Annotated in this window: 15 protein-coding genes; 12 read left to right on the top strand and 3 right to left on the bottom strand. The window is 68.5% G+C overall.

The genetic code is table 11. The annotated features are described in order from the left end of the window. The first annotated feature begins 107 nt into the window (after positions 1–107). Both ACZY0B_RS05520 and ACZY0B_RS05515 read left to right on the top strand, forming a co-directional pair. A complete protein-coding gene (locus ACZY0B_RS05520; protein WP_463763169.1) occupies positions 108–2063 on the top strand; it encodes a primosomal protein N' in 1956 nt (651 codons plus the stop codon). 171 nt (positions 2064–2234) lie between these two features. Beyond that, positions 2235–2717, top strand: a complete 483-nt coding sequence (locus tag ACZY0B_RS05515; RefSeq protein WP_463763018.1) for a MarR family winged helix-turn-helix transcriptional regulator — start codon at positions 2235–2237, stop codon at positions 2715–2717. 15 nt (positions 2718–2732) lie between these two features. On the opposite strand, the gene ACZY0B_RS05510 is transcribed toward ACZY0B_RS05515, so the two are convergent. Continuing rightward, the gene (locus tag ACZY0B_RS05510; protein ID WP_463763168.1) at positions 2733–3554 is read right to left on the bottom strand and encodes a class I SAM-dependent methyltransferase; all 822 of its coding nucleotides are present in this window, start codon (positions 3552–3554) and stop codon (positions 2733–2735) included. 206 nt (positions 3555–3760) lie between these two features. On the opposite strand from ACZY0B_RS05510, the gene fmt reads away from it, so the two are divergent. The 4 genes from fmt to ribD are packed head-to-tail and all read left to right on the top strand — an operon-like array spanning position 3761 to position 7822. Beyond that, the gene (gene fmt, locus ACZY0B_RS05505; RefSeq protein WP_463763017.1) at positions 3761–4693 is read left to right on the top strand and encodes a methionyl-tRNA formyltransferase; all 933 of its coding nucleotides are present in this window, start codon (positions 3761–3763) and stop codon (positions 4691–4693) included. Continuing rightward, entirely contained in the window at positions 4690–6084 is a 1395-nt protein-coding gene (locus tag ACZY0B_RS05500) for an RsmB/NOP family class I SAM-dependent RNA methyltransferase (RefSeq protein ID WP_463763016.1), read from the top strand. Before fmt ends, ACZY0B_RS05500 begins: the two co-directional genes overlap by 4 nt. A gap of 17 nt (positions 6085–6101) precedes the next feature. Then, on the top strand, positions 6102–6800 hold the full coding sequence (gene rpe, locus ACZY0B_RS05495; protein ID WP_463763167.1) for a ribulose-phosphate 3-epimerase: 699 nt from the start codon (positions 6102–6104) through the stop codon (positions 6798–6800). A gap of 32 nt (positions 6801–6832) precedes the next feature. Next, positions 6833–7822: a bifunctional diaminohydroxyphosphoribosylaminopyrimidine deaminase/5-amino-6-(5-phosphoribosylamino)uracil reductase RibD gene (gene ribD / locus ACZY0B_RS05490; protein WP_463763166.1), complete on the top strand. Its 990-nt coding sequence runs from the start codon at positions 6833–6835 to the stop codon at positions 7820–7822. On the opposite strand, the gene ACZY0B_RS05485 is transcribed toward ribD, so the two are convergent. Both ACZY0B_RS05485 and ACZY0B_RS05480 read right to left on the bottom strand, forming a co-directional pair. Next, on the bottom strand, positions 7819–9366 hold the full coding sequence (locus tag ACZY0B_RS05485; RefSeq protein WP_463763165.1) for an MFS transporter: 1548 nt from the start codon (positions 9364–9366) through the stop codon (positions 7819–7821). The genes ribD and ACZY0B_RS05485 overlap by 4 nt on opposite strands. Positions 9367–9371: 5 nt before the next feature. Then, positions 9372–10076 (bottom strand): LppX_LprAFG lipoprotein, encoded by a 705-nt coding sequence (locus ACZY0B_RS05480; protein ID WP_463763015.1) that lies wholly within the window; start codon positions 10074–10076, stop codon positions 9372–9374. Between the two features lie 131 nt (positions 10077–10207). Here ACZY0B_RS05480 and ACZY0B_RS05475 point away from each other — a divergent pair, with 131 nt between their 5' ends. The 6 genes from ACZY0B_RS05475 (at position 10208) to ACZY0B_RS05450 (ending at position 14475) form a co-directional block, all read left to right on the top strand. Then, positions 10208–10816 (top strand): riboflavin synthase, encoded by a 609-nt coding sequence (locus tag ACZY0B_RS05475; protein ID WP_463763014.1) that lies wholly within the window; start codon positions 10208–10210, stop codon positions 10814–10816. Continuing rightward, positions 10813–11088, top strand: coding sequence for a hypothetical protein (locus tag ACZY0B_RS05470; protein ID WP_463763013.1), 276 nt, complete (start codon positions 10813–10815; stop codon positions 11086–11088). The genes ACZY0B_RS05475 and ACZY0B_RS05470 overlap by 4 nt, the downstream gene beginning before the upstream one ends. Before the next feature lie 304 nt (positions 11089–11392). Further along, positions 11393–11755: a hypothetical protein gene (locus ACZY0B_RS05465; RefSeq protein WP_463763012.1), complete on the top strand. Its 363-nt coding sequence runs from the start codon at positions 11393–11395 to the stop codon at positions 11753–11755. Positions 11756–12201: 446 nt separating this feature from the next. After that, entirely contained in the window at positions 12202–13479 is a 1278-nt protein-coding gene (locus tag ACZY0B_RS05460; RefSeq protein WP_463763011.1) for a bifunctional 3,4-dihydroxy-2-butanone-4-phosphate synthase/GTP cyclohydrolase II, read from the top strand. A 49-nt stretch (positions 13480–13528) separates the two neighbouring features. Continuing rightward, a complete protein-coding gene (gene ribH, locus ACZY0B_RS05455; protein WP_463763010.1) occupies positions 13529–14008 on the top strand; it encodes a 6,7-dimethyl-8-ribityllumazine synthase in 480 nt (159 codons plus the stop codon). Between the two features lie 5 nt (positions 14009–14013). Beyond that, complete coding sequence (locus ACZY0B_RS05450) at positions 14014–14475, top strand: PH domain-containing protein (RefSeq protein ID WP_463763164.1); 462 nt, start codon at positions 14014–14016, stop codon at positions 14473–14475. Positions 14476–14477: the final 2 nt, after the last annotated feature.

Here is a 14477-nt window from a genome sequence, read left to right as displayed (position 1 = left end):
GTAACAGTATTGGCTGGCAACGTATTTCGTGGCTCGAGGGTGCTGTGAGCGCGACCAGTGCACCGCGCACGCCCGTCGAGGTGGAGCCGATCGCCCGAGTGCTGCCGATGTTGTCGGTGCCACACCTGGACCGCGAGTTCGACTACCTGGTGTCCGCCGAGCAATCCGACGACGCGCAGCCGGGGGTGCGGGTGCGGGTCCGGTTCCACGGCCGGCTGGTCGACGCGTTTGTGCTGGAGCGCCGCAACGACACCGACCACGTCGGCAAGCTGGGCTGGCTCGATCGCGTCGTGTCCGCCGAGCCGGTGCTCACCCCGGAGATCCGCCGGCTGGTCGATGCCGTGGCCGCGCGCTACGCCGGGACGCGCCCGGACGTGTTGCGGCTGGCGGTCCCGGCCCGGCACGCCAGGGTGGAGCGGGAATCGACGGAGATCCCGCCGCCGCCGACGATTGAGCCCGTCGATCCGTCCGGCTGGCAGGTCTACGGCAGCGGCGAGCAATTCCTGACCGCCCTGGCCGAGTCGCGTGCCGCTCGTGCCGTGTGGCAGACGTTGCCGGGCGAGCAGTGGGCGGACCGGTTCGCCGAGGCCGCCGCGCAAACCGTGCGCGCCGGGCGAGCGGCCCTGGCGATCGTGCCCGATCAGCGTGACCTGGACGCGCTGTGGCTGTCCGCGACCGCCCGGATCGACGAGGACAGCGTGGTGGCGCTGTCGGCGGGGCTGGGGCCGGCCGCACGCTACCGGCGCTGGCTGGCGGCGCTGCGGGGCAAGGCGCGACTGGTGATCGGCACCCGCAGCGCGGTTTTCGCGCCGCTGAACGACCTGGGGCTGGTCATGGTCTGGTCCGATGCCGACGACAGCCTGTCCGAGCCGCGAGCGCCCTACCCGCATGCCCGCGAAGTGGCGATGCTGCGCGCGCATCAGGCGCGCTGCGCGGCGCTGATCGGCGGCTACGCCCGCACCGCCGAGGCCCACGCCTTGGTGCAAAGCGGGTGGGCCCATGACATCGTCGCGACCCGGCTCGTCGTGCGGGCCCGCACGCCGCGGGTGGTCGCCCTCGACGACACCGGCTACGCCGACGAGCGCGACCCGGCGGCCCGCTCCGCGCGGATTCCGTCCATCGCACTGCGCGCCGCCCGCTCGTCGCTGGAGGCCGGGGCGCCGGTGCTGGTTCAGGTGCCGCGCCGGGGCTATGTGCCGTCACTGGCCTGTGGACGCTGTCGCGCGATCGCCCGCTGCCGGCACTGCACCGGGCCGATGTCGCTGCACGAGCGCGGACCCGGGGCGGTGTGCCGCTGGTGCGGACGTGCGGAGCCGGCGCTGCGCTGCGCGCGGTGCGGATCGGATGCGGTACGCGCGGTGGTCGTCGGGGCCCGGCGCACCGCCGAAGAGCTGGGTCGCGCCTTCGCCGGGACGCCGGTCATCACGTCGGCGGGCGACGCGATCGTGGCCGAGGTCGCCGCTCACCCCGCGCTGGTGGTCGCCACGCCGGGGGCCGAACCCCGTGCCGACGGCGGGTATGGGGCGGCGCTGCTGCTGGACACCTGGGCGCTGCTGGGCCGCCAAGATCTGCGCGCCGCCGAGGATGCGCTGTGGCGCTGGATGAGCGCGGCGGCGCTGGTGCGTGCCCGCGGCGACGGCGGCCTGGTGACGGTGATCGCCGAATCGGCCATCCCGACCGTGCAATCGCTGATCCGGTGGGATCCGGTGGGCCACGCCGCGGCCGATCTGCTGGCTCGCGGCGAGGTCGGCCTGCCGCCCGCTGTGCATATGGCGGCCATCGACGGCAGCGCAGACGCGGTGCGCGCCTTGCTTGACGAGGCCCGGCTGCCCGACCTCGAAACTATTCAAGCCGATCTGCTCGGCCCGGTCGATCTGCCGCCGGGGGTGCGTCGGCCGCCTGGCACGCCGGCGGGCGTGCCGGTGATCAGGATGCTGGTGCGGGTCCGCCGCGAGCGGGGCCTGGAGCTTGCGGCGAGCCTGCGCCGCGGTGTCGGCGTGTTGAGCGCCCGGCAAACTCATGAGCCGGTGCGGGTGCAGATCGACCCCCTGCATATCGGGTAGTCGGTGCGGTCGGGCCGGCCGCGCAGCAATTTCTCTGTTGCCCTCGCAGACCGCCTCCTGCAGCGATAGTATTCATGAGAAACTGTCCCTGCCTCCGACATTCGTAGGTTGTTACACTTTCAACTCTTTAGCCCGCGGCGGCCCGTAACGGGCCCGGGAAAGGTGGCCTGGATGGCAACGGAGAACGCGATGGAAGCCAGCGAGTCGCTGGATGTCATCACCGATGCGTTGCTCACCGCGTCGCGGTTGCTGGTCGGCATTTCGGCCCGGTCAATCGCCCAGGTCGACGAGAGCATCACCATCGCGCAGTTCCGCACCCTGGTGATCCTGTCCAACCGGGGACCGGTCAACCTGGCCACGCTGGCCAGCCTGCTCGGTGTGCAACCGTCGGCGACCGGACGCATGGTCGACCGGCTCGTGGCGGCCGAGCTGATCGACCGTCTGCCGCACCCGACCTCCCGGCGTGAGCTGATCGCCGCCTTGACCAAGCGGGGCCGCGAGGTGGTGCGGCGCGTCACCGCCTACCGGCGCGCGGAAATCGCCGCCATCGTCGAGAAGATGCCGGTGGCCGAGCGCCACGGGCTGGTACGGGCCCTGACCGCATTCACCGCGGCCGGCGGCGAGCCCGACGCGACGATGGACATCGATCTGTAGGAGCCCCGGTCGGCCTCATCGCTTTTGCGCGGTGAGTAATAGGTATTCCCACTGCATGGTGCCGTTGGCCAGGTAATGCTCTGCGAGTTCGATGAGTTGAGCGTCGAGTTCGGCTGCCAGCACCCGGTTGTGGCCGATATTCGCGTACGCCTCGATCGTGGGGCCGTAGTGGTTCTTGAAGTAGTGGTGGACGTCCTCGGCGCTCAGGAACCGGTTCACCCCCAAATTGCCCCGCAGCGTTGTGACGCGGCCAACTTGGTCGCCCAGCAGCCCGGCGACGTAGCCTTCGCGTCCCCACATCGCTGCCGGCGGTACCGCCGGCGACAGGCTCGGCCGGTATGGCCGGATCGTGGCCAGCATCCGGCCGAAGAATCCTTCCGCGGTCCAGCTGATCATGCCGATCGTCCCGCCTGGCCGGCAGACCCGGACCAGCTCGCTGGCCGCGCGCGGATGATCCGGCGCGAACTGCACGCCGATCGCCGATATCACGATGTCGAACTCACCGTCACCGAACGGCAGCGCCTGCGCGTTGGCTTCCCGGTAGTCCAGCGTCAGCCCCTGCGTGGCGGCCCTCGCCTGGGACCGCTGCAGCAGCTCCGGTGTCAGGTCGGTGGAAACGACCATGGCGCCCGTGGTGGCAGCGGGAAGCGAGATGTTGCCCGAACCGGCGGCGACGTCGAGTACTCGAACGCCAGGTCCGATGCCCGTGGCGGCGACCAGGACGGGGCCCAGCGGGGCCATCACTTCCTCTGCCATCAGGGCGTAGTCACCCAGCGCCCACAGCGCCCGATGGGTGGCGGCCTGTGTGTGGTCGCGGATGGTGGTGTCGAGTGTCATCAAAACCTCCTGGGGAGCGCGGAAGGGTGGGTACTCGACCTCGTCGTCGATGGTCTCGTCGCGAAGCGATTCAACCATGCCCGTTAGAAATAATATGTACCGACAACAATATACGTCTGCTAGATTGGCGTCGGCTGAACGCTGGTTGATAGCCAGCTGGGAGCACAGACGGCGAGGCAACAGTGACCGCTTCCTAGACTGTCCGAGTGCGTCTCGTCTTCGCCGGCACCCCCGAACCTGCGCTCCCCGCGTTGCGCCGCCTCATCGACTCACCCCGTCACGAGGTGGTCGCGGTGCTGACCCGGCCCGATGCCGCCGCCGGGCGGCGCGGCAAGCCGGAGCCGTCACCGGTGGCCCGCGAGGCACTCGACCGCGGCATCCCGCTGTTGCGCCCGGCGCGGCCGAACTCGGCGGAGTTCGTCGCCGAACTGTCCGAGTTCGCTCCCGAATGCTGCCCGGTGGTGGCCTACGGCGCACTGCTGCGCGAAGGCCTGCTCGCGGTGCCCCCGCGTGGCTGGGTCAACCTGCACTTCTCACTGCTGCCGGCCTGGCGCGGGGCCGCGCCCGTACAGGCCGCCATCGCCGCGGGCGACGCCATCACCGGCGCGACGACGTTTCAGATCGAACCCAGCCTCGACTCCGGACCGGTCTACGGCGTCGTGACCGAGACGATCCAGCCGACCGATACGTCGGGTGATCTGCTTGATCGACTGGCGATTTCGGGCGGGGCACTGCTGTCGGCCACGCTGGACGGCATTGCCGACGGGGCGCTGACACCCCAGCCGCAACCAGCCGACGGCGTCAGCATTGCGCCGAAGATCACCGTCGAAGAGGCCCGGGTCCGTTGGGACCTGCCGGCGCCGGTGCTGGAGCGCCGTATTCGCGCCGTCACACCAAACCCGGGAGCCTGGACGATGATCGACGACCTGCGGGTCAAACTGGGGCCGGTGCAGATCGACGTTGATTCCCCAGAGTCGTTGCCGCCCGGTGTAATTCACGTGGACCGCAAAACCGTGCGGATCGGCACCGGGTCGGAACCGGTGCGGCTCGGCCAGATTCAGCCTCCCGGTAAGAAGCTCATGAACGCCGTCGACTGGGCGCGCGGCGCCCGGCTCGCCGCCGCCGCGCGGGCGTCATGAGCCCGGCTCCCAACCGGCGCCGGTCTGCCCCGCCCAAACGGCGCAAGCCGCTGGATCCGGCCCGGGCCGCCACCCTTGAGGTGCTGCGGGCGGTCAGCGAGCGCGATGCCTATGCGAACCTTGCCTTGCCCGCGCTGCTGCGCGACCGCGGCATCACCGGGCGCGACGCGGCGTTCGCCACCGAGCTGACCTACGGCACCTGCCGCACCCGGGGCCTGCTCGACGCGGTCATCGGTGCGGCCGCCGGGCGCCCGCCGGAGGCGATCGACCCAGTGCTGCTCGATCTGCTGCGGATGGGCACCTATCAACTGCTGCGGACCCGCGTCGACGCACATGCCGCGGTGTCGACCACCGTCGAACAGGCCGGGATCGAATTCGATTCGGCGCGAGCCGGTTTCGTCAATGGCGTGCTGCGGACCATCTCCGTGCGGGACGAGAAATCCTGGATGGACGAACTCGCTCCCGACCCGTCGCGGGATCCGATCGGGCATGCCGCTTTCGTGCACGCGCACCCACGCTGGATCGCCCAGGCTTTCGCCGACGCACTGGGCGCGGATGCCGGCGAACTCGACGCGGTGCTGGCCAGTGACGACGAACGCCCGCAGGTGCACCTGGCCGCTCGCCCGGGCGTGCTGAGCGCGCAGGAGCTGGCCGAGGCCGTCGGTGGCACCGTGGGCCGCTACTCGCCGTACGCGGTGTACCTGCCCGGTGGCGACCCCGGACAGCTGGCGGCGGTGCGCGACGCCCGTGCCCTGGTGCAGGACGAGGGCAGCCAGTTGGTGGCGCGCGCGCTGACGCTGGCGCCGGTCGACGGCGACACCGGACGCTGGCTCGACCTGTGCGCAGGGCCGGGCGGTAAGACGGCGCTGCTGGCCGCCCTGGCCGTCGAGCGTGGTGCCCGGGTCACCGCGGTCGAGCCATCGCCGGGCCGCGCCGAGCTGGTCGCCCAGAACACCCGCGGGCTCGACGTCGACGTGCTGCGGGTGGACGGGCGACAGACCGATCTCGATCCGGGTTTCGACCGGGTGCTCGTCGACGTGCCCTGCACCGGCCTGGGTGCCCTGCGGCGTCGGCCGGAGGCCCGTTGGCGCCGTCAGCCGTCCGATGTGCCGGCGCTGGCCAAGCTGCAACGCGAACTGCTGGCCGCCGCGATCGCGCTGACCCGGCCCGGCGGCGTGGTGCTTTATGCGACCTGCTCGCCGCATATCGCCGAAACGGTGGGGGTGGTCGCCGACGCCCTGCGTCGTCACCCGGTGCAGGCGTTGGATGCCCGGCCGCTGTTCGAGCCCGCGGAGCTGGGCCCATCTGCACAAGGGCCCTACGTGCAGCTCTGGCCGCACCGGCACGGCACCGACGCGATGTTCGCGGCGGCGCTGCGCGTGAGCGATTGACTGCCGGGCTAAGTACGCTGTCGCACATGGCTGGCAGCACCGGTGGACCCCTGATAGCGCCGTCGATCCTGGCCGCTGATTTCGCCCGGCTCGCCGACGAGGCGGCCGCCGTGGCCGGCGCCGATTGGCTGCACGTCGACGTGATGGACGGCCACTTCGTGCCCAACCTGACGATCGGTCTGCCGGTGGTGGAGGCCCTGCTGGCGGCCACGCCCATTCCGATGGACTGCCATTTGATGATCGACAACCCGGACCGGTGGGCGCCGCCGTACGCCGAGGCGGGCGCCTACAACGTCACCTTTCACGCCGAGGCCACCGAGAATCCGATCGGGGTGGCCCGCGATATCCGGGCCGCCGGCGCCAAGGCCGGGATCAGCGTCAAGCCGGGGACCCCGCTGGAGCCGTACCTGGAAATCCTGCCGCAGTTCGACACCCTGCTCATCATGTCGGTCGAGCCGGGCTTCGGCGGCCAGAGCTTCATCCCCGAGGTGCTGAGCAAGGTCCGGACCGTGCGGAAGCTGGTCGACGCGGGGGAGCTGACGATCCTGATCGAGATCGACGGCGGCATCAGCGCGGACACGATCGAGGCGGCCGCCGAGGCCGGGGTCGACTGCTTCGTCGCCGGCTCCGCGGTCTATGGCGCCCGGGACCCCGAGGCCGCGGTCGAGGCATTACGACGCCAGGCCGGCGCCGCGTCACCGCATCTACGACGGTGAGCGGTCAGCCTGTCGAGAGCCTCGACGCCGCGATGCGCCTGGCCATCGAACAGTCCAATCTGGTCAAGGGCAACACCTATCCGAATCCGCCTGTCGGAGCGGTGATTCTGGGCGTCGACGGCCAGGTGGTCGGCGTCGGCGGCACCGAGCCGGCCGGCGGCGACCACGCCGAGGTGCTGGCGCTGCGCCGGGCCGGCAGCCTGGCGGCCGGTGGCACCGCGGTGGTCACGCTGGAGCCGTGCAACCACTACGGCAAGACCCCGCCGTGTGTGAACGCGCTGATCGACGCCGGCGTGCGCACGGTCGCCTACGCCGTCACCGACCCGAACGAGCTCGCGGCGGGCGGCGCGGCCCGGCTGTCGGCAGCGGGCGTGGAGGTGCAGGCCGGCGTGCTGGCCGACGAAGTCGCCGGCGGGCCGTTGCGTGAGTGGCTGCACAAGCAACGGACCGGGTTGCCGCACGTGACATGGAAATACGCCAGCAGCGTCGACGGCCGCAGCGCCGCCGCCGACGGCACCAGCCGGTGGATCTCCAGCGAGGCGGCACGCTTGGACCTGCATCGCCGCCGCGCCGCGGCCGACGCGATCATCGTCGGGACCGGCACCGTACTGGCCGACGATCCGGCGTTGACCGCACGGCTGCCGGACGGTTCGCCGGCGGACAAACAACCGCTGCGCGTCGTGGTCGGTATGCGCGAAATACCTTCCGAGGCAAAGGTTCTCAACGACGATTCGCGCACCATGGTGATTCGCACCCGCGACCCCATGGAGGTGCTCAAGGCGCTCTCGGACCGTACCGATGTCCTACTGGAGGGAGGTCCGACCCTCGCCAGTGCCTTCCTGCGTGAAGCGGCGATCGACCGCATCCTGACCTACGTCGCGCCGATCCTGCTCGGTGGACCCGTCACCGCGGTCGACGACGTCGGCGTGCCCACCATCACCCGGGCGTTGCGGTGGCGTTTCGACGGCGTCGATCGGGTCGGCCCGGATCTGCTGCTCAGCCTGGTGCCGCAGCGCGGCTAGCGCTCACCCGCCGCGACGGTCTCCTGCTCGGCGACTTCCGGTTCCTCGGCGTGTTCCTTGCGGCCGCCGAGAAGCAGGCCCAGCAGCGCACCCACCACACAGATCACGACGGTGGCCGCGAAGATGTCGCCGTACATGAGGGCGAACGCCTTGAGGTACAGGGTGGCCTGGGCGGCGACTCGCTCCAGCAGCGTCGCATCGGGCGAGATCTTCGCCGACAGCCCGTCGATGATCTGGTTGAACCGGTACAACCCCCAGGCGCTCAGCGCCGCAACGCCGATCAGCATGCCCGTCATCCGGGCCACCACCACCGCCGCCGAGGCGATGCCGTGTTGGGCCGACGGAACAACCCGCAGCGCCGCCGAGGTCAGCGGTCCGATCACCAGGCCAAGGCCCAGACCGGCCACCAGCAGGTCGGTGTGCACCAGCGGCAGGCTCACGCCGAAGATGTCGTGGTGCTGGGTCATCACGTCCATCCGCCAGTAATGAATCAGCCAGTAACCGTATGCCGCGATCAGCAGCCCGATGAAGGTCATCGCACGGTCGCCGATCCGGGTCGCGATGAAACCGCCCAGCACCGCCCCGATCGGCAGCGCGATCAGGAACCACAGCAGCAGCCCGGCGGCTTGCGCCTGGTCCATCTGCAGTACGCCCTGGCCGAACAGCTCGACGTTGACCAGGGTCACCATCAGCGCCGCGCCCGCGGCCACCGATGCGCCCAGCGCGGCCAGGAACGGCCGGAAGTGCACTCCGGCGGGTTCGATGAGCCGGGTGCGGGAGAAGCGCTCCCAGAGGACGAACAGCACCGCGACCACAACCGCCCCGATCACCAGCGGCAATCCGTAGCTGGGCAGGATCTGTTTGCCGTCGGGCGTCGGGTTGTACAGCCCGATGACCGCCAGGCCGAGCGCGATGGCCAGCAGCACACCACCGACGACGTCGACCTTTTCGGGCTCGTCGACGCGTTGGTGCGACGGCAGGCTGAACTGGATCATCACCATCGCGATCAAGGTCAGCGGCACATTGATCCAGAACACGTAGCGCCAGTCATGGAACATCCAGACGATGAAGATCCCGTACAGCGGGCCGAGCACGCTGCCGAGCTCCTGCGCGGCACCGATGCCGCCCAGCACGCTGGCGCGGTTGCGTTGCGCCCACAAGTCGGCGCCCAGCGCCAGCGTGACCGGCAACAGCGCGCCACTGGCCACACCCTGAACGGTGCGGCCGGCGATGAGCATGTGGAAGTCGCCCCAATGCCCGGCCAGCGCGGTGACCACCGAGCCGACGATGAACAGCGCCAGGCTGACTTGCAGCACCAGCTTGCGGCCGAAGCGATCGGAAGCCCGCCCCAGCAGCGGCATCGCGGCGATGTAGCCCAGCAGGTACATCGTGATGATCCAGGTGATGCGCTGCAATTGGTTGATCGGGATATGAACGTCGCTCATGATGTCGCGCATGATCGTGACGACGACATAGGCGTCCAGGGCGCCCAGCAGCACGGCGAGACTGCCGGCGCTGATCGCGATTCCGCGTCCAGCTCGCATGCTCATCAGCTCACCGGAGGCTTGGTGACGGTGACCGGCTTGCCCCAGTCCGACAACGTCACCTGGACGGAATTGCCCTGGCTCTTCTGCAGGTTGGCCTGGACCAGCTGGTGATCGCCGCTCTCCTGAATCCACACGGTGGACGGCAACGGCTGCGTCGCGTTCATGCTCGGGATGATTTTGTTCACCGCGTCCGCGGTAGCGTTTCCGCTGATCTTGATCGTGGTCTGGCCGTTGATCGTTTCGCGGCCCTCGGCCTTGGCGTTGGAGAAGTTCGCCAGCATGTTGCCCAGGCCGGCGTCCGGGCTCAGCAGCACCGAGACGTCGTAGACGTCGGAGGCCTTACCGAAATCGCTCCACTTGTTCGGGGTGAGCGTGGCGTACAGCACCGAGTCGTAGACGACGAAGTTCGCGTCGATGTCGGAGCCCGCCATCGTCAGCTGCGCGTTGCCGGATGCGGCGGTGCTCGGCGTGGTGGTCAGGTCGCCGGTCAGCTTCTTGATCGGCAGTCCGGGAATCTTGCCCTCGGTCGACAGCACCAGGTGCACGCTCTTGACGGTCTTGGTGACGTCGGCGGATTGCTTGACCAGTGTCGTGGCGTCGGGCAATGGGCCGCCGCTCTGCTTCGAACCCGACGAGCAGCCCGAGATCAGGGCGGTGGCGATGGTCAGGGAAGCGAGGACGGCCGTGAGTCGGCGGCGTTTCTGCATACCGTGCATCGTAGAGGGTCTCGATGACCGGGCTTCGGAACGCGGGGTCCCCTCGGCCGCGCGACGAGCGTGTTTCGCGTGTCGGTCGTGGCCGCTCACCAGGCAAAGCGCCGGCGAATTAGCCTGATGGAATGTTCACCGGAATTGTCGAGGAACTCGGAGAGGTCACCGGCCGGGACGTGCTGGCCGACGCGGCCCGCCTGACCATCCGCGGGCCCGTCGTCACCGCCGACGCCGGCCATGGAGATTCGATCTCCGTCAACGGCGTGTGCCTGACGGTCGTCGAGCTGCTCGCCGATGGTCAGTTCACCGCCGACGTGATGGCCGAAACCCTGGACCGGTCCAACCTGGGCGGGTTGGAGGTCGGCAAGCGGGTCAATCTCGAGCGGGCCGCGGCGGTCAACAGCCGACTCGGCGGGCACATCGTGCAGGGGCACGTCGACGGCACCGGCCAGGTGGTGAACCGCACGCCGTCGGAACACTGGGAAGTGGTGCGCATCGAGATCCCCGCGGCGGTCGCTCGCTATGTCGTGGAGAAGGGGTCGATCACCGTCGACGGGATTTCGCTGACGGTCTCGGGCCTTGGTGCCGAACCACAGGACTGGTTCGAGGTCTCGCTGATTCCGACCACCCGGGAATTGACCACCTTGGGTCAAGCTCCGGTCGGCACCCAGGTGAACCTGGAAGTCGATGTGATTGCGAAATATGTCGAGCGGCTGATGACCGCAAGAAACCAATGAGGGTCGTTGCCGCGATCGCCGCCGGCGCCCTGATTTGGATGGCGTCGCTATTCGGCTGCGTAACCGCCCACGCCGACGCGAACCAGGAAAAAGAGGCGTGTCAACTGATGGACGATCCAGAAGGGCATGATTCGGGCTATCAGCCCGCCGAATACGCCTTCATGGTGTTGCGCGGCAAGATGACGGCGGAGGATGCGCGAAACGCGATCTCGCTGGGCGCACAGGACTTCTGCCCCAATCACATTATCGACTTACCGGCCAGCTGGCGATAAGAGCAGTAATTGCCGAAATGCCCTCTCTAGCAAGCAGATTGGCGCGACCGCCGTGAGCCTGGGAAGGTGTGCGGGCGGCCAGGAAAGAGCAATTGAGGGCGCGGTGGCTCGTTCGCCCATGCCATTTACGGGTGATTCCCGCACCGGGCATGGCCGCTGCCCAAAGATTGCATTTTGGTAACAATAGTCACGATCGCACTACACCATGGCGACACGCCTGTTCTAAATCCCCACGCAGCCGTTCGCGGGTACATACTCGATCGCATAGGCCGGCCCGCCCTAACCACGCGAAGGAGCTGCAGAAATGTCCGTCGAAAGGTTGGCCGAGGCCGTCTACGAAGACCTCGCATTTGAAGCGGTAGCGACGTTGGCCGGCCGCAAGGCCGAGCCTCAATCGCGACCGGTGTGGAGCAAAGAAGTCAACGACACTACGTTGACGATCGTCGAGCACCGGGTGCGCGACTTCACGAGTTACGAGTTGGTCGGCGTCGATGAGCGCGACGTGTCGCTGGGACGGTTTTCCGATTTCCCGGCCGCGACCGCTGCGGTCAGCAAGTGGACGCACTTCATCGAGGTCGGTGGTTCGGTCGGCCGGTGGCTGGCCCACTACGCGACCGATTGCGGTGGCGGACAGGTGATTCAGATGCCGACCAGGCGCAGCGTGTAGCGACAGCCGGCAAGGCGGGAGGCCGGTCACCCGGCCCCGCTTACCGCGAGATCCACATTCCGTTCTTCTGATCCCAGTCATTGCCCCAACCAGGGTTCCGCCGGCACGACTTCCGAAGCCGGTCTCGCAGCGGACACGGCCACCGCGCCGGCCGCCAGCATTCGCCGTAAGAATCGGCACAGAATTCCCGGCTTTCTGCGCTGGCGCAGCGCGGTCACCGCTGGTCAGAGTGCGTGATGACGGGCGGAACTGCGCTGCCCGCCGGGGCAATGCCCCACGTGGCGATCGACGTACGTCGAGGCCCCCATCAACGCCCCGCGAATCCGCGACGTCACCGTCAAAGTGGTGCCGATAACACTGGCAATAACGCGACGCCCGGCGTGGTTCATACTTGAGGCAATACGCGGGCTTCGCGTGTTGCTCGGTACCACAGCAAGGCAGCGCAGATGACGAGGTTGGACTCCGTCGAGAGAGCTGTTGCCGACATTGCGGCCGGGAAGGCCGTCGTCGTCATTGATGACGAGGAACGCGAGAACGAGGGTGACCTGATCTTCGCCGCCGAGAAGGCGACGCCGGAGATGGTGGCCTTCATGGTGCGCTACACCTCGGGCTACCTGTGCGTCCCGCTGGACGGCGCCATCTGCGACAAGCTGGGCCTGCTGCCGATGTACGCGGTCAACCAGGACAAGCACGGGACCGCCTACACGGTCACCGTCGATGCAAGACGCGGTGTCGGCACCGGGATTTCGGCGTCCGACCGGGCTACCACGATGCGGTTGTTGGCCAATCCGACCAGCATCGCCGACGACTTCACCCGCCCCGGTCACGTGGTCCCGTTGCGCGCCAAAGACGGCGGCGTGCTGCGGCGGCCCGGCCACACCGAGGCCGCCGTCGACTTGGCCCGGATGGCGGGACTACAACCCGCGGGAGCCATCTGCGAGATCGTCAGCCAGAAGGACGAGGGCTCAATGGCCCAGACCGACGAGCTGCGGGTCTTCGCCGACGAACACGACCTCGCGCTGATCACGATCGCCGACATCATCGAATGGCGGCGCAAGCACGAGAAGCACATCGAGCGGATCGCCGAGGCGCGCATCCCGACCCGGCACGGCGAGTTTCGGGCCATCGGCTACGCCAGCATTTACGAGGAAGTCGAACACGTGGCGTTGGTCCGCGGCGACATCGCCGGGCCCAGCGGTGAGGGCGACGACGTGTTGGTGCGGGTGCACTCCGAATGCCTGACCGGTGACGTGTTCGGCTCGCGCCGGTGCGACTGCGGCCCCCAGCTCGACGCCGCGATGGCCATGGTCGCGCGGGAGGGACGCGGCGTGGTGCTCTACATGCGCGGTCACGAGGGGCGCGGTATCGGCCTGATGCACAAGCTGCAGGCCTATCAGCTGCAAGACGCCGGCGAAGACACCGTGGATGCCAACCTCAAGCTCGGATTGCCGGCCGACGCAAGGGATTACGGAATCGGTGCGCAGATCCTCTCGGACCTCGGGGTCCGCTCGATGCGGCTGCTGACCAACAACCCGGCCAAACGGGTTGGGCTGGACGGGTACGGGCTGCACATCATCGAGCGGGTTTCTCTCCCGGTGCGAGCCAACGCGGAGAACATCCGCTACCTGATGACCAAACGGGACAAGATGGGACACGATTTGGCCGGGCTGGACGACTTCCACGAATCCGTCCATCTGCCAGGCGAATTCGGCGGTGCTTTGTGAGCCGCGCCGGCGACGATGCAGAACGAAGTGATGAGGAGAAGCGGCGCAAATGAGCGGAGCCGGCATTCCGGAGGTGGGGGAGTTCGATGCGTCCGGCGTGCGGCTCGGTATCGTCGCCAGCACCTGGCACAGCACGATCTGTGATGCGCTGCTGGCCGGCGCCCAGAAGGTGGCCAAGGAATCCGGGATCGACAGCCCGACCGTGGTGCGGGTGCACGGCGCGATCGAGATTCCGGTGGTGGCCCAGGAGCTGGCCCGCAACCACGACGCCGTCATCGCCCTCGGTGTGGTAATCCGCGGTGCAACACCGCATTTCGAGTACGTATGCGATGCGGTAACCCAAGGTCTTACGCGGGTTTCCCTCGACTCGTCGACGCCGGTTGCCAATGGCATTTTGACGACCAACACCGAGGAGCAGGCGCTGGACCGGGCCGGGCTTCCGTCGTCCACGGAGGACAAGGGAGCCCAGGCGGCCGGGGCCGCGCTGACCGCCGCGCTGACGTTGCGTGACCTTCGCACTCGGTCGTGACTCGGCTGTCGTCGCGCGAGCAGTGGGATGCCGAACTGCGTCCGCACTGGACGCCGCTATTTGCTTACGGCGCAGCATTTCTGATCGCCGTGGCGCATATTGCCGTCGGCTTGCTGCTGAAGATGAGTTCCAGCGGCGTGATCTTCCAAACCGCCGACCAGGTGGCAATGGCCGCTCTGGGTCTGGTCATTGCGGGCGTCGTGCTGTTGTTCGCCCGGCCCCGGCTGCGAGTAGGGGCTTCGGGGCTTTCGGTGCGAAACCTGTTGGGAGACCGGCTCGTTCCATGGCCGGAGGTGGTCGGCGTGTCGTTTCCGGCCGGCAGTCGCTGGGCGCATATCGACCTGCCCGATGACGAATACATCCCGGTGATGGCGATCCAGGCCGTGGACAAAGACCGGGCCGTGGATGCCATGGATACCGTGCGGTCGCTGTTGGCTCGCTATCGGCCTGACCTGCTGGCGCGCTGAAC

The sequence above is a fragment of the Mycobacterium sp. IDUB_19 genome (genome assembly GCF_055419445.1).
Note: the sequence above shows the minus strand (reverse complement) of the source record. Positions and strands in the feature narration are given on the sequence as shown.

What these genes read in the sequence shown, in the direction of transcription:
- ACZY0B_RS05520 (WP_463763169.1), top strand. Translation starts at nt 108, where the DNA reads ATGTTGTCGGTGCCACACCTGGACCGCGAGTTCGACTACCTGGTGTCC.
- ACZY0B_RS05515 (WP_463763018.1), top strand. Translation starts at nt 2,235, where the DNA reads ATGGCAACGGAGAACGCGATGGAAGCCAGCGAGTCGCTGGATGTCATC.
- ACZY0B_RS05510 (WP_463763168.1), bottom strand. Translation starts at nt 3,554, where the DNA reads ATGACACTCGACACCACCATCCGCGACCACACACAGGCCGCCACCCAT.
- ACZY0B_RS05500 (WP_463763016.1), top strand. Translation starts at nt 4,690, where the DNA reads ATGAGCCCGGCTCCCAACCGGCGCCGGTCTGCCCCGCCCAAACGGCGC.
- ribD (WP_463763166.1), top strand. Translation starts at nt 6,833, where the DNA reads ATGCGCCTGGCCATCGAACAGTCCAATCTGGTCAAGGGCAACACCTAT.
- ACZY0B_RS05485 (WP_463763165.1), bottom strand. Translation starts at nt 9,366, where the DNA reads ATGCGAGCTGGACGCGGAATCGCGATCAGCGCCGGCAGTCTCGCCGTG.
- ACZY0B_RS05480 (WP_463763015.1), bottom strand. Translation starts at nt 10,076, where the DNA reads ATGCAGAAACGCCGCCGACTCACGGCCGTCCTCGCTTCCCTGACCATC.
- ACZY0B_RS05475 (WP_463763014.1), top strand. Translation starts at nt 10,208, where the DNA reads ATGTTCACCGGAATTGTCGAGGAACTCGGAGAGGTCACCGGCCGGGAC.
- ACZY0B_RS05470 (WP_463763013.1), top strand. Translation starts at nt 10,813, where the DNA reads ATGAGGGTCGTTGCCGCGATCGCCGCCGGCGCCCTGATTTGGATGGCG.
- ACZY0B_RS05465 (WP_463763012.1), top strand. Translation starts at nt 11,393, where the DNA reads ATGTCCGTCGAAAGGTTGGCCGAGGCCGTCTACGAAGACCTCGCATTT.
- ACZY0B_RS05460 (WP_463763011.1), top strand. Translation starts at nt 12,202, where the DNA reads ATGACGAGGTTGGACTCCGTCGAGAGAGCTGTTGCCGACATTGCGGCC.
- ribH (WP_463763010.1), top strand. Translation starts at nt 13,529, where the DNA reads ATGAGCGGAGCCGGCATTCCGGAGGTGGGGGAGTTCGATGCGTCCGGC.